The organism is Georgenia wutianyii, from assembly GCF_006349365.1.
Lineage (GTDB): Bacteria > Actinomycetota > Actinomycetes > Actinomycetales > Actinomycetaceae > Oceanitalea > Oceanitalea wutianyii.
This window is the reverse complement of record NZ_CP040899.1, coordinates 3,282,507-3,295,635: the sequence shown is the minus strand read 5'-3', so window position 1 is coordinate 3,295,635 and position 13,129 is coordinate 3,282,507. Positions and strand designations below refer to the sequence as shown.

At 74.7% G+C, this 13,129-nt stretch carries 14 protein-coding genes and 1 pseudogene; 6 read left to right on the top strand and 9 right to left on the bottom strand.

What is annotated here, in order from left to right; genetic code table 11:
* Positions 1-3 precede the first annotated feature (3 nt).
* Complete coding sequence (locus FE251_RS14590; RefSeq protein WP_139949133.1) at positions 4-804, bottom strand: hypothetical protein; 801 nt, start codon at positions 802-804, stop codon at positions 4-6.
* A 167-nt stretch (positions 805-971) separates the two neighbouring features.
* Here FE251_RS14590 and FE251_RS14585 point away from each other — a divergent pair, with 167 nt between their 5' ends.
* Positions 972-1,493 (top strand): dihydrofolate reductase family protein, encoded by a 522-nt coding sequence (locus FE251_RS14585; protein ID WP_139072379.1) that lies wholly within the window; start codon positions 972-974, stop codon positions 1,491-1,493.
* Positions 1,494-1,607: 114 nt separating this feature from the next.
* The gene (locus tag FE251_RS14580) at positions 1,608-2,057 is read left to right on the top strand and encodes a hypothetical protein (protein ID WP_139072380.1); all 450 of its coding nucleotides are present in this window, start codon (positions 1,608-1,610) and stop codon (positions 2,055-2,057) included.
* Here the strand turns inward: FE251_RS14580 and FE251_RS14575 are convergent.
* A complete protein-coding gene (locus FE251_RS14575) occupies positions 2,032-2,829 on the bottom strand; it encodes an SDR family NAD(P)-dependent oxidoreductase (RefSeq protein WP_139949132.1) in 798 nt (265 codons plus the stop codon). The genes FE251_RS14580 and FE251_RS14575 overlap by 26 nt on opposite strands.
* Before the next feature lie 149 nt (positions 2,830-2,978).
* Between FE251_RS14575 and FE251_RS14570 the strand changes: the two genes are divergently transcribed.
* Positions 2,979-3,482 carry a pyridoxamine 5'-phosphate oxidase family protein gene (locus tag FE251_RS14570; RefSeq protein WP_139072382.1) on the top strand — a complete coding sequence of 168 codons (504 nt, stop codon included), beginning with the start codon at positions 2,979-2,981 and terminating at the stop codon, positions 3,480-3,482.
* Here the strand turns inward: FE251_RS14570 and FE251_RS14565 are convergent.
* Together FE251_RS14565 and FE251_RS14560 are read right to left on the bottom strand one after the other, a co-directional pair.
* Positions 3,470-4,726, bottom strand: a complete 1,257-nt coding sequence (locus FE251_RS14565) for an RNA polymerase sigma factor (protein ID WP_139949369.1) — start codon at positions 4,724-4,726, stop codon at positions 3,470-3,472. The genes FE251_RS14570 and FE251_RS14565 overlap by 13 nt on opposite strands.
* Entirely contained in the window at positions 4,723-5,061 is a 339-nt protein-coding gene (locus tag FE251_RS14560; protein ID WP_139072384.1) for a YciI family protein, read from the bottom strand. Before FE251_RS14560 ends, FE251_RS14565 begins: the two co-directional genes overlap by 4 nt.
* A 132-nt stretch (positions 5,062-5,193) precedes the next feature.
* On the opposite strand from FE251_RS14560, the pseudogene FE251_RS14555 reads away from it, so the two are divergent.
* Positions 5,194-5,451, top strand: a pseudogene (locus FE251_RS14555) (ClpP family protease); the annotation flags it as partial.
* A gap of 25 nt (positions 5,452-5,476) precedes the next feature.
* On the opposite strand, the gene FE251_RS14550 reads toward FE251_RS14555, so the two are convergent.
* Positions 5,477-6,973 (bottom strand): HNH endonuclease signature motif containing protein, encoded by a 1,497-nt coding sequence (locus FE251_RS14550; RefSeq protein ID WP_168202753.1) that lies wholly within the window; start codon positions 6,971-6,973, stop codon positions 5,477-5,479.
* Between the two features lie 301 nt (positions 6,974-7,274).
* On the opposite strand from FE251_RS14550, the gene FE251_RS14545 reads away from it, so the two are divergent.
* A complete protein-coding gene (locus FE251_RS14545) occupies positions 7,275-8,141 on the top strand; it encodes a maleylpyruvate isomerase family mycothiol-dependent enzyme (protein WP_139949129.1) in 867 nt (288 codons plus the stop codon).
* Between the two features lie 58 nt (positions 8,142-8,199).
* Here FE251_RS14545 and FE251_RS14540 read toward each other — a convergent pair whose 3' ends face one another.
* Genes FE251_RS14540 through FE251_RS14525 form a run of 4 tightly spaced genes read right to left on the bottom strand, consistent with a single transcriptional unit; the run spans position 8,200 to position 11,293 of the window.
* Positions 8,200-8,559, bottom strand: a complete 360-nt coding sequence (locus FE251_RS14540) for a VOC family protein (protein ID WP_139949128.1) — start codon at positions 8,557-8,559, stop codon at positions 8,200-8,202.
* 30 nt (positions 8,560-8,589) lie between these two features.
* A complete protein-coding gene (locus FE251_RS14535; RefSeq protein ID WP_139949127.1) occupies positions 8,590-9,426 on the bottom strand; it encodes an ABC transporter permease in 837 nt (278 codons plus the stop codon).
* Positions 9,426-10,466: an aliphatic sulfonate ABC transporter substrate-binding protein gene (locus FE251_RS14530; RefSeq protein ID WP_139949126.1), complete on the bottom strand. Its 1,041-nt coding sequence runs from the start codon at positions 10,464-10,466 to the stop codon at positions 9,426-9,428. The genes FE251_RS14535 and FE251_RS14530 overlap by 1 nt, the downstream gene beginning before the upstream one ends.
* Positions 10,467-10,477: 11 nt before the next feature.
* Positions 10,478-11,293 (bottom strand): ABC transporter ATP-binding protein, encoded by an 816-nt coding sequence (locus tag FE251_RS14525; protein WP_179954765.1) that lies wholly within the window; start codon positions 11,291-11,293, stop codon positions 10,478-10,480.
* 195 nt (positions 11,294-11,488) lie between these two features.
* Here FE251_RS14525 and FE251_RS14520 point away from each other — a divergent pair, with 195 nt between their 5' ends.
* Positions 11,489-13,126: a DHA2 family efflux MFS transporter permease subunit gene (locus FE251_RS14520; protein ID WP_139949125.1), complete on the top strand. Its 1,638-nt coding sequence runs from the start codon at positions 11,489-11,491 to the stop codon at positions 13,124-13,126.
* The last annotated feature ends 3 nt before the right edge of the window (positions 13,127-13,129 follow it).

Below are 13,129 nucleotides of genomic sequence, written 5' to 3'. Positions count from 1 at the left end.
GGGTCAGTAGACGCGTTGCGCGAGCGGGCGCAGGTCGGCAGGGACGACCAGCACGAGCCCGTGGTGGGCGAGGACGGTTCGGACCTCGTCCGCCGGGAGGGAACCGAGCCGCTCCAGGGTGAGGCTCCTCCCCGGCGGGCCGGGCCGGAACCCCAGGACCGTCGTCGACATCGGGGCGTGCCGCGGATACGCGTGCAGGGCGGTGGCCTCGTCGTCGTGCTCGAGCACGACGACGCGAGGATCCCCGCCGAGCTCGACCTGGATCGCGGCGGCACGGTAGTGAGGTGGTTCCTCCGTCGTCCCGGTCACGTGGTGCGAGCGGTTCGCGGACGTGATGTGCAGGTGGTCGCTGCCGCACAGCCGCAGACCTCGCGCGAGGAACCCGTTCGACGGGCACCGGTAGCCGGGCACGATGACCTGGACCCAGCGGCCGGTGGCGTCACGCACGGTGAGGTGGTCCGGCACGTGTTCCGCGGCGGGAGCCCGGAACCCCAGAGGGCCCAGGCAGAGCAGCTCCTCGACGGCGCCGAGGACGTCGTCAGGCCGGAGTCCGTCGGTCAGCCGGGTGAGGTCGAGCAGACCGGTGAGTCGCGCCGGTGTCGTCGTCACGCTCCCCACCTGTCCCGGCGGACGGCCCTTGAGCCGGTTCGCCGCACGGACGGTCGGCTCGTCGGCCCGGGTCGTCAGCGCGTAGAGGTTCGCGAACGCGTGGACGACGAAGGCGCCGGCGGCCAGCGCGGAGGCGGCGCTCTCGACGTCGGCCCTCTCGCCGATCCGCAGGTGTCCTGCCGCAGCGACGGCCATCGTGCCCTCCCCTGCCGGTCAGGACCAGTATCCGGCCGTCCGGGTGCCCCGAACAGGTCCTTGGCGTTCCTCCGCGGCGCCTCACTCCTCACGGGTGACGGACGGCGTTCGTCGTGCAGGGCCCGCCCCGGCACCGGACGCGCCCAGGCTTCGACGACAGGACCGACATGACCCGCACCCACTACTTCACCGCGAGCAGTCTCGACGGCTTCATCGCGACGGAGGACCACTCCCTCGACTGGCTGCTGTCCCAGGAGAACGATCCCGACGGCCCGATGGGTTACCGCGCCTTCGAGGCGCGCGTCGGCGCGATCGCCATGGGCGCCACCACCTACCAGTGGGTCCTCGACCACGACGACGGGTGGGCCTACGACATGCCGGCCTGGGTCTTCACCCACCGCGACTTCCCCCCGCCCCCCGGGGACGTGCGGTTCACCAGCGGCGACGTCGCCGAGGTCCACGCACAGATGGTCGCGGCCGCGGCGGGACGCGACGTGTGGATCGTCGGGGGAGGGGAGCTCGTCGGGCAGTTCACCGACCGCGGGCTGGTCGACGAGGTGTGGGTGCAGTACGCGCCGGTGACCCTCGGCTCCGGGGCGCCGCTGCTGCCGCGCCGCCTCGACCTCGAGCTGCTCGAGACGGCGCGCAACGGCGCCTTCGTCTGCGCCCGGTACGCCGTCGTCCGCTGACCGGGGAGGACGGCCGGCGTCCCCGGGAGGAGACCGGCGTCGTCCGTCGCAGGCGACCTCGCTGCCGCCTCCCGCCCGACGCCCGGCCGGACCGGCGTTCCTAGCGTTGTCGGCATGGCATCCACCGACCGAACCGTCCTCCGTCAATGGCCCGCCCGACGCGTCGGGCTCGCCCTCGTCCTCGCGCTGCTCCCTCTCACCCTCGCCCTGCCCCGCACGCTCGGGGACGCCGGTGACCGCACCGACGGCACGGCACGTCTCGTGCTCGCCGTCGTCGTCACCGCCCTGTGGGTCTACGTCGTGGGCGGCCGTGGCCGCGAGGAGCGCCCCGTTGCCACCCTCGTCCTCACCGGGGTGTTCGCCGGCTGCTACACGTTCCTCGTCGCGGCCGTCGCGGCGCTCTCCTCCGCCGGGGCGGCCGGACTCATCGCCCTGCCGTTCCTGCTGCTGGTGATGGTCGCCGTCGGTGCGCTGTGGGGGCTGGCGGCCGGCGGGCTCGCCCGAGGGCTCCAGCTGCTGCGCGGGCGGTCGGCCCGAGTCATCCGAGCACCGCGCCGCCGCTGAGGTTGAGGGTCGTCGCGGTGAGGCCGCCGGCCCTGTCGGAGGCGAGGAACGCCGCGGCGTCCGCGACGTCCTGGATGCGCACCGGCCCGGGCAGCAGGCCGTTCGGCGCGCCGGGTGACTCGAGCAGCTCGGCGAGGGTCATCCCCGCGCGTTCGGCCATCCGTGCCCACACCCTGGCGACGTGGGAGCCGTGACGTGCTGTCTCCGGGATCCCGTCGGGGCGCAGCGCGACGACACGGACGCCCCGCGGCCCGACCTCCCCCGCGAGCTGGACGGCGAGCGCCTCGACCGCCGCGTTCGCCGGGCCGAAGCCGTCGGTCGCCATCGCGACGCGCGCGGCGGTCGTCGACAGCAGGAGGACGACCCCGCTGCCGCGCCGTCCCATGTGACGCGCCACCGTCGTCGCGGTGAGGAAGTTCGTGCGCGTGTACGTGCGGACCGGCAGCTCGAAGTCGGCGAGACGCAGCTCGGTGAGGGGCACGCCCTGGACGTGGTCGACCCCGACGGCGTTGAGACTGACGTCGATGCCTCCCGACTCCGCGATGACGGCGGCCGCGTGCTGTGCCACCGAGCCGCCGTCCAGTGCGTCGACGACGGCTGCGTGCGCCTGCCCGCCGGCGGCGCGGATCTCGCCCGCGACCTCCTCCAGGGTGGCCAGGGTGCGCCCGGCGAGGTGCACGACGGCACCCTCGGCGGCGAAGGTGCGCGCTACGGCGGAGCCGATCGCACCCGCTCCGCCGTAGACGACGGCCGTCTTGTCGGTGAGCAGCATCGTGGTTCCCCTCCCGGTACGGGCTCCGCTGTCCGGAGCTCTCACCCGACCGACGAACGGCACCTGCCGGGACCGACATCGCCGGGCAGATGACTTCGAGCCGTCCCGCCGGTCTGCCCCGGTGTCGGCCCTGCACCTCGAGGAGCACCATGCGCACGCCGGACACCTCCCTCGACCCACGCTTCAGCGACCCCGATGCCGTGCCGACACCGTGGTCGACGGCCGTCGACGCCCTCGCGACGGCCCAGCTGTGCTGGCTCACGACGGTGCGGCGGGACGGACGGCCGCACGTCACCCCGCTCGTGGCCGTCGCGCTCGACGACGCGGTGCACTTCTGCTCGGGCCCTGCCGAGCAGAAGACCCTCAACCTCAGGCACGACCCGCACGTCGCGCTCCTCACCGGCTCGACGGAGTGGGACCGCGGGCTGGACGTCGTGCTCGAGGGGCGGGCGGTCCGCACGACGGAGCAGCAGGTGTTGCGCCGACTCGCCGGGGCGTGGGGCGAGAAGTGGGACGGCCAGTGGCAGTTCGACGTGAGGGACGGGGCCTTCCGGCATGCCGACGGCGGTGAGGCGCTGGTCTTCACGGTGACGCCGGACCGGGCGTTCGCCTTCGCCAAGAACCCGTTCGGACAGACTCGCTACGTGTTCTGACCCGGCCCGCCCACCTCGGCGAGCCGGGAGGCGAGGTACCCGCGCTCGGCGTCCGTGCGGGCCAGCTCGAGCGCCTTGCGGTAGGCGGCCCGCGCCTCCGGGTCGCGCCCGAGCCGGCGCAGCAGGTCGGCACGCGTCGCGGGAAGCAGGTGGTAGCCGTCGAGCGCGCCGGAGGTTCCGAGCTCGTCGACGATCCGCAGACCGGCGGAAGGTCCCTGCGCCATGGCGACGGCGACGGCGCGGTTGAGCTCGACGACCGGTGAGGGGGACAGGTCGGCGAGCATCCCGTACAGCGCGGCGACCTGCGGCCAGTCGGTGCTCTCCGCGTCGGGGGCCGAGGCGTGGCAGGCCGCGATCGCCGCCTGCACCTGGTACGTCCCGGGCCGCCCGGCCGCCAGCGCCTCCTCGAGGAGCGCCGTGCCTGCGACGACGAGGTCCTGGTCCCAGCGGGTACGGTCCTGGCGCTCGAGCGGGACCAGCGCGCCGGCGGCGTCGGTGCGCGCCGGCCGGCGCGACTCGTGGAGGAGCATGAGTGCGAGCAGGCCGCGGACCTCGGGGTCGGTCGGGAGCAACCCGAGGAGGAGCCGACCCAGGCGCACGGCCTCGGCCGTGAGGTCCTTGCGGAGGAGGCTCGTGCCCGAGCTCGCGGCGTGCCCCTCGGTGAAGAGGAGGTAGACGACGGCGAGGACCCCGGCGGTCCGCTCCGCCAGGCGCTCGGGGGGAGGGACACGGTAGGGGATGCCCGCCTGGCGGATCTTCCGCTTGGCGCGGACGAGGCGCTGGGACATCGTCGCCTCGGGGACGAGGAAGGCGCGGGCCACCTCCGCCGTCGTCAGCCCTGCCACGGCGCGCAGGGTGAGAGCGACCCGTGCGTCGAGGGCGAGCGCGGGGTGGCAGCAGGTGAAGACCAGCCGCAGCCGGTCGTCCTCCGGGCACTCGACCGTCGGCGCGCGCTGCCCGGCGAGCCGGTCCACCTCCGCGTGCTTCGCGGCGCCGACCGCCTCGCGCCGCAGCCGGTCCACCGCCCAGTGGTACGCCGTCGTCGTCAGCCATGCGCCGGGGTTTCGCGGCACACCCTCACGTCGCCACCGGTCCACGGCGATGGTGAACGCTTCCTGGGCGGCGTCCTCCGCGAGGTCCCAGTCGCCCGTGCGGAGGATGAGCGTCGCGACCACCTGCGACCACTCGGCGTGGAACGCCTCGGTGACCGCGTCCGAGACGGCGTCGTGCCCGTCGGACGTCATGGCTCCCACACCGGCCGGACCTCGACGGTGCCGCGGCGGGCGAACGGGTGGGCGGCGGCGATCTCGAGCGCCTCGTCGAGGTCGGCGCACTCGAGGAGGACGTAGCCGCCGACGAACTCCTTCGTCTCGGCGAACGGGCCGTCGGTGACGAGCGTGCGTCCGTCACGCACGCGGACGCTCGTCGCGGTCTCCGCCGGGCGCAGCCGGTCGCCGCCGAGGAACGCGCCGCGCCCGGTGACGTCGGCGAGCCACCGCTGGTGGTCCGGATCGGCGGCGAGCTCCTCCTGGCCGGGGTGGACCTCGGCGTCGTGGCAGATGAGCATGAGATACCGCATGTCGGCCTCCCGGGGGTGGTGCGGGCGCCTCGCCGTGGGACCACGGTAGCCGCCCGCCCTCGGCGTGTCCGCCGGGGGCGGATCCGCTCGGGGCAGCGTGAGTGCCGCGGGCAGGCGGGGTGGGATGCCGTCATGACGACCCAGACCACGGGCCTGGTCCCGTTCGACCAGGAGATCGCCCACCGGCTCATGGCCCAGCGCATCATCGTGCTCGGCACCGAGCTCGACCAGGAGGCAGGCAACCGTCTGTGCTCCCAGCTCCTGCTGCTCTCCGCGGAGGACGGCAGGGAGGACATCAGCTTCTGGATCAGCTCGCCCGGCGGGTCGGTCCCGGCGATGCTCGCGATCCGCGACGTCATGCGGCTGGTGCCCAACGACGTCAGCCTCCTCGAGGGCGCACCTGTCCCCTCTCCGGTCAGGGGCCAGGTCCGGGAGCGGTGACTTGCCGGCCGTTGCGGTCGTGGAACCACCACCGGCCGGAGGACCGGGTGATGGTGACCTGGCGGGCGTGGACCCAGTCGTGGTGGTGCCAGCACAGGAGCACCCCGTGCTCGACGTCGGTGCGGCCCCGGTGCAGCGCCCACCACAGCGAGTGGTGGACCTCGCCGAAACCGGGCGGCTCGTCGCAGCCGGGCCACTGGCAGTGCCTGTCGCGGGCGATGATCGCCCGTACCTGGTTGGCGGGGAAGATGCGCTTGTCGCGCCCCGCGTCCAGCACCGTGGAGTCCGGCCCGAACACCACCCGCGAGAGCTGTGACTCGCACGCCAGGCGGGCCAGCAGCGCCGGTGCGACGGGGGTGCCGTCCTCGAGGGTGGCGGGAGCGAGCCCGCGCAGCGAGGCGGGGTCCAGGGCGGTGGAGATGACGTGGTCGTCCCCCGTCCGCCAGCGCTCCACCCACGAGCTCGCCTCGGGACCGACCTCCACCGGCCCACCGGCCGCGACCGACCCGGGCGCCTGGGGACGGGCGGGGTCCTGCGGACCGCCCGGCGCGCTCAGCGCGAGCTGGGCGGGCAGCCCGAGCGGGCCTGCCGACAGACCGGGACCGTGCGCGGGGACTGCGGACCCGGTGGCCGCGGCCAGCGCCCGGAGCAGCTCGAGGGACACGGTGACGGTGAGGTGCGGGCGGATGCGGGCGGCCGTCCGCTGCGCGCCGGCGTCGAGCGACTGGTGGGCCAGCGAGACGAGGGCAGCGGCGCGCCGCTGGGCGGGGGTGCGCTCGTCCTCGGCGCCCTTGCGTCCGGCGTGGGCGCCGAGCGCGGTGGAGACGACCTGGCCGGAGACGTCGTCGAGCCAGCCGCGCACCTGCCACCCGCCGGTGGTGGGGGAGAGGGTGAGCTCCTCCTTGCCGTCGGCCTCGCGCCACGCGCGGTCCGCGCCCTCCGGGTCGGCCGCGACCGCCCAGGCCTGGACGAGCGAGGTGAACGTCCCGGCGTCCATCTCCTGCGCCTGCTCGACGAGGAACCGCTCCCCGACCTCGGGGTCGGCCAGGTGGGACCGGAGCCGGGCCGTGCGGGTGGTCTCCCGCACGAGAACGGTGGTGTGCTGGGCACCGAGTCGTCCCGCACCCAGCGCCGCCCGCGTCACCGGCAGGTGGTCACGCAGCGCCCGCGCCTCGCGGACCTGGCGTGCGGCCGCCGCGGCCGTCGAGCCCGTGCGAGCACGCAGCCAGGCGGCGAACGTCCGCGAGCCGTGCAGGGCCCACAGCCCGTTCGCCTCCGCGGCGGTGAGGACGGCTGAGCGGGCCGCCTCCAGACGCCGCGCGGACTGCTCGAGGAGGTCGAGCGCGTCGTGGACGGCCTGGCCGGGCAGCCCGTGCCACTCGGTCCCCGCGAGGGTGGACAGGGTGGCAGCCACCTCGGCGAGCGCCGCGAGCGGGTCGTCCGGGCCAGGCGGGGTGGACGGTCCGGTCACGAGGGGTGCCGCCCCAGGGGACCGGTGGACCCGCCGGCTCCCCTGGCCGGGGTGGGTCGCACGGCGCGGCCCGCGGGGCGCGGCGGCGAGACCCTGGGCCTCCAGCTCGACCGGTCCTGCCACTGCGCTCACCTCCCGCGTCGTTGCTCTGACGCTATCGGCGACCACTGACATCGCTGTGGCCTGGCTCACACGCCGCCTCGGTTCGGGAGGTGCCGTCCGGCTCGCCGGCCGACCGGACCGGTAAACCCTCGACCGGCCGCGTCACGCGAGCGATGATGCCCCGAGGGAGGGGGACGACGTGGAGGGCTCGGGCAGCGGTCACTGGGGCGACGCGTTCGGCGTGCCGCTCGACGTGCGGCCCCTCTTCCCGGAGCAGCGCGCGTCCTTCCTCGACCTGCTCGAGGGCCTCACCGCCGAGGAGTGGGCCGCGCCGGCGCTGCCGGGCTGGAGCGTCCAGGACGTCGTCGCGCACGTGCTCCACGACCACGTCCGCCGGCTGGCCGCCACGCGTGACGGCCACCGGGTGGCGCTGCCGCCGGGAGGCTCGCTGCCCGAGCGGCTCGACGCCGCCAACGAGGCGTTCGTCGCCGTCGCGCGGCAGGTGAGCCCTCGCCTGCTCATCGACCTCCTCGTCCATCTCGGGCCCCAGCTCGACACGCTGTGGGCCGGTCAGGACCTCCACGCCCGCGCCGACGCCGACGTCTCCTGGGCGAGCGCCGGCGCCTGCCCGCGCTGGCTCGACCTGGCCCGGGAGCTCACCGAGCTGTGGGTCCACGAGCAGCAGGTCCGCGACGCCGTCAGGCGCCCTGGCGGCGACCGGCCACACCTCCTGGCGCCCGTCGTCGACACCTTCGCGCGTGCCCTCCCGTTCAGCCTGCGGCAGGTCGAGCGACCGGTCGGCACCCGTGCCCGCCTCAGCATCACCGGGCCCGCCGGCGGCACCTGGGACGCCGTCCGGAAGGAGGGCCGGTGGACCCCCGGACCGGTTCAGGGTCTCCCGGACGCCGAGGTCGTCCTCGACCCCGACACCTTCTGGCGGCTGGCGGCGCGCAGGCTCGGCCCGGCCGACGCGCGGGACCGGGCCGAGGTCCGCGGCGACGGCGCCCTCACCGCCGCCATGACCTCACTCCTCGGTGTCGTGCGGGCACCCGACGAGCCCCGGTGACGCTCGCGGCGCCTGAGGTCCCCCCGCGCCCACCCGTCCGGGCGCGGGAGTCCCCAGCTCAGGAGTGCCCGGACTCCTCGGCCACGCAGAAGACGTTGCCGTGCGGGTCGGCGAGGGTGACCCACCGGAAGCTCTCGTCCCCGCGGCGCTCGACGAGCGTGGCGCCGGCGTCGAGCAGGCGGTCGACCTCGGCGTCCAGGTCCTGGCACGAGAGGTCGAGGTGCACCCGGTTCTTGCCCGGCGTGGGGTCGGCGACCTTCTGGAACGCCAGCCGCACCGGCAGCGACGGGACGGCCACCATGGCGAACCAGCCATCGTTGCGCTCGACCACCTCACCGCCCGTCTGCTCCGCCCACCAGTCGGCGAGACGGTTCGCGTCGGTCGTGTCGAAGGTCACCATGCCCAGGGTCATCACCATGCCGTCACGCTAGTGGCGCCGGCCGACACGTCACCAGCGTTTGGCGAGCCGTCGCTCGGCCACCCCGAGCAGCCCGTCGGTCGCCTTGCCGAGGACGGCGAGGGCGAGGATGGCGAGGAGGATCCGGTCGACCCGGCCGTTGTTCTGGGAGTCGGTGAGGAGGAAGCCCAGTCCCATCGACGAGGCGATGAGCTCGGCCGCGACGAGGAACAGCCAGCTCTGCGCGAGGGCGAGGCGCAGCCCGGCGGCGACGGCCGGGGTGACGGCCGGGAGCTGGACGCGCGCGAGCAGCCCGACCCCCCGGTACCCGTAGGCCCGGCCGACCTCGACGAGGTGCGGGTCGACGTGCCGCAGCGCGGACGCCACCGTCGTGTAGACGGGGAAGAAGGCGCCGATGGCGATGAGCGTGACCTTGGAGTCCTCGTTGATGCCGATCCACAGGATGAGCAGCGGCACCCAGGCGAGGGACGGGACTGCGCGCAGCGCCCCGACCGTCCCGGCGAGCAGGGTGTCGGCCCACCGCGACAGGCCGACGAGCGCTCCCACCGCCAGGCCCGCCGCCGCGCCGACCGCGAAGCCGAGCAGCACGCGCTGGGTGGAGATGGCCACGTGCGTCCACAGGGTGCCGTCGGCGGCGAGCTCGGTGCCGGCGGCCCACACCGCCGCCGGTGAGGGCAGCTGGTAGGGCGCGAAGGTGCCGGTGACGGCGGTGAGGAGGTGCCACAGCCCGAGCAGCGCGAGCGGGACGACGACGGCCGCCAGCCGGTGCCACCGGTGAACGCGCGTGGGGCCGGGGGCCGGCACCGCCCGCTCCTCGCCCACCGGGACGACGACGGGGCGGGCAGCGCCCTCGACGGTCGCGGCCATCAGCCCGCGCCGCCCGCGCCGGCCGGGTCGGCCCGGCGGGCGTAGGTGTCCACGAGGAGGGTGTCGAGTGCCTCGTCGATCTGCTCCTGGGAGCGGACGTCGCCGGTCTCGACGAAGATCGGCCCGACGACCTCGAGGACGGCCCGCTGCGCCTCCCCGGGCACCGCGTCGATCCCGAGGTTGGTCCGCTCGAGGACGACCTTCTCCGCGACGTCGGGCTCGATCCCGGCCACCTCGGCGAGGATCGCGACCGTCTCCTCCGGGTTGTCCGCCACCCACCCGCGCGCCCGCTCGTAGGCGTCGACGACGACCTGCGCGAGGTCCGGGGACTCCGCGAGGAAGTCCGCGCGGGCGTTGAGGAAGCCGTAGGTGTTGAAGTCGACGTTGCGGTAGACGAGCCGGGAGCCGGCGTTGAGCTCGGTGTCCGCCATGATCGGGTCCAGCCCCGCCCACGCGTCGACGGCGCCGTTCTCCAGCGCCACCCGCCCGTCGGCGTGCTGGAGGTTCTGCACCTCGACGTCCGCGAGGTCCACGCCGTGCTCCTCCAGGCTCTGCAGGAGGAAGAAGTACGGGTCGGTGCCGCGGGTCGCGGCGACCGACCGGCCGGCGAGGTCGGTGACGGAGGTGACGTCCGAGCCCTTCGGCACGACGATGGCCGACCACTCCGGCTGGTCGAAGAGCGCGATCGTGTGGATGGGCGAGCCGTTGGCCCGCGCGAGGAGCGCGGCGGAGCCGGCGGTCGAGGCGACGTCGGCCGCCCCCGAGCGGAGCAGCTCGTTGGCCTTGTTCGAGCCGGCGGACTGGACCCACTCGACCGTGACGTCCGGTCCCAGGGTCTCCTCCAGCCAGCCCTGCTCGCGGACGACCAGGCTCAGCGGGTTGTAGGTGGCGAAGTCGACGGTGAGGGTGTCGGCGCTCCAGGTGTCGCCGGCGTCGTCGTCACGGGCGACGGCGGAGCCCTCGCCGGCCACGCAGCCGCTGAGCACGAGGCCGCCGGCGGCGGCGAGGAGAACCGCGGTGGTCACGGTACGGATGGTCATGGGCGGGCCCTTCAGGCGTGGTGGGTGGGGACGCCGAGGCCGTCGAGCAGCTCGGCGCGCAGGTGGGTGAGCCGGGCGCTGCCCCGGTCGCGGGGACGGGCGCCCGGCACGGTGACGACGGTGCGCACGGTGCTCGGGCCGCCGGGCACGGCGGGTCCGAGAAGGACGACGCGGTCGGCGAGGTACAGGGCCTCCTCGACGTCGTGGGTGACGAGGAGGACGGTCGTGGGCTGTGCGGCGTGGAGGTCGAGCAGCAGGTCCTGCATCCGCAGCCGGGTGAGGGCGTCGAGCGCGCCGAACGGCTCGTCGAGCAGCAGCACGCCGGGGTCGCGGGCGAGCGCGCGGGCGAGCGAGGCCCGCTGGGCCATCCCGCCGGACACCTGCCGCGGGCGGTCCTCTGCGCGGTCGGCGAGGCCGACGAGCGCGAGCAGCTCCTCCGCCCGGGCGGCCCCGGTCGCGCGGGGCGTACCCGGCGGGAGGCCGAGGGCGACGTTGCGCCGCAGGCTGCGCCACGGCAGCAGCCGCGGCTCCTGGAAGGCGACGGCGCAGCGGGGGTCGGCACCGGTCACCGGCTTCCCGTCGATGTGCAGCTCCCCGCTCGTCGGGACGTCCAGGCCGCACACCTGACGCAGCAGGGTCGACTTCCCGCAGCCGGAGGCGCCGAGCAGCGCGAGGATCTCACCGGGCTCGACCATGAGGTCGACGCCGGTGAGCACGGTCCGCGGCCGGCCGGCGGGGGTGCGGGGGGCGAAGGTCCGCCCCACGCCCCGCAGCTCGACACGGGCCGCAGCCCGGCCCGCCGTCACGGGCATTGTCGTCGTGAGCATCGCGTCCCCCTCGGCCGGTGACGCCCTGACGACGTCGTGGACCAGACGCTAGGAACGTCGCAGGAGGCTGGACAACGGTCGGGACGGCCCGTCTCACCGTCCGGTATGTCCGGCTCGGATCGTCTCGTCCCTCGACACGAGATCCGTGCGGGTCAGGCGTAGATTGACCGCGGGCGCACACCCCGGAGGAGTCGGATGGCGAACACCGGTACGCAGGGTCCGGCACTGCCTGACCGTTTCGTGCGCTTCCGATGGTGGGGGCTGCTCGCGATCAGCTTCGGCGTCGCGCTCATCATCATGGACTCGACGATCGTCTCGGTCGCGATCCCCTCGATCGTCGCGGACCTCGGCATCTCGAGCACGGAGATCCAGTGGGTCCAGGAGATCTACACCCTGCTGTTCGCCGCCCTGCTGCTCACCTGGGGCCGCGTCGCCGACCGCTTCGGCCGGCGACGCATCATGTTCATCGGCGTCGCGATCTTCATCGCCTCGAGCGTGCTGTGCGTCGTCGCCTCCAGCGGCGCGCACCTCATCATCGGGCGCGCCTTCCAGGGCCTCGGCGGCTCGATGATCCTGCCGACCACCCTGGCCCTGCTCAACGCGAACTTCCACGGCCGGGAGCGGGCCATCGCCTTCGCCGTGTGGGGCTCGACGATCGGCGGCATGGCCGCCTTCGGCCCGCTCGCCGGCGGCTGGCTCATCGAGTACGCGAGCTGGCGGTGGGCCTTCGGCATCAACGTCCCCATCGGCCTGTTCATCCTCGCCGGCCTGCTCCTGTTCGTCGCCGAGTCGCGGGAGACCCGGGGGGTGCCGGGGACCGACGTGATCGGCGCGCTGCTGTCCATCGTCGGCTTCGGCGCGCTCGTCTTCGGCCTCATCGAGGGGCGGAGCTACGGGTGGTGGCGGGCCGAGGAGCGTGCCTCCTTCGACATCGGCGGGATGTCGCCCGTCCCGTTCGCGTTCGGGATCGCGGTCGTCGCGCTGGTCGGTTTCGTCCTGTGGGAGCGGGCCCGGGACCGGGCCGGCAGGGGCGTCATCCTCGACCTGTCGCTCTTCCGCATCCCCTCCTTCGCCAACGGCAACGTCACCGCGCTCATCGTGAGCTTCGGGGAGTTCGGCCTCATCCTCACCCTGCCGCTGTGGTTCCAGAACGTGCTCGGGTTCCGCGCGTTCGAGGCCGGCCTCGCCCTCGTCCCCCTCGCCGTCGGCTCGTTCGTCGCGAGCGGCGGCGTGGCGGCGCTCTCGCGCATGCTCACCCCGGTCGTCGTCGTGCGGATCGGACTCAGCCTGGAGGTCCTCGCCGTCCTCACCCTCGCCGTGCTCATCCGCCCCGACAGCACCCCGTGGCTCACCTCCCCGGTCCTGTTCGTCTACGGGATCGGCGTCGGCCTGGCGACCGCCCAGCTCACCAGCGTCGTGCTCGCCGACGTGCCCGTCGAGCGCAGCGGGCAGGGCTCGGCGACGCAGAGCACCGCCCGGCAGACCGGCTCGGCCCTCGGCATCGCCGTGCTCGGCACCGCCTTCTTCACCACGTTCCGGACGGGGACGGAGAGCCGGCTCGCCGACGCCGTCGCCACCGACCCGAGCGTCGGGCAGCTCGTCGACGCGGTGATCGCCAGCTCGGGTGGCACGATCTCGGCGCTCGCGGCCGACCCGCGGACGGCGGACGTCGCGCAGGCAGCGCGCGACGCGATGACCGACGGCGCCTCGCGCGCGGCGTACGTGGGCGCCGCCGCCCTCCTCCTCGGGCTGCTCTCCAGCCTCCGGATCCGCCCGGGCGTGGGCGCCGACCAGCGGACGGTCGAGCCCGACGAGCCGGCCACGGCCGGCTGACGC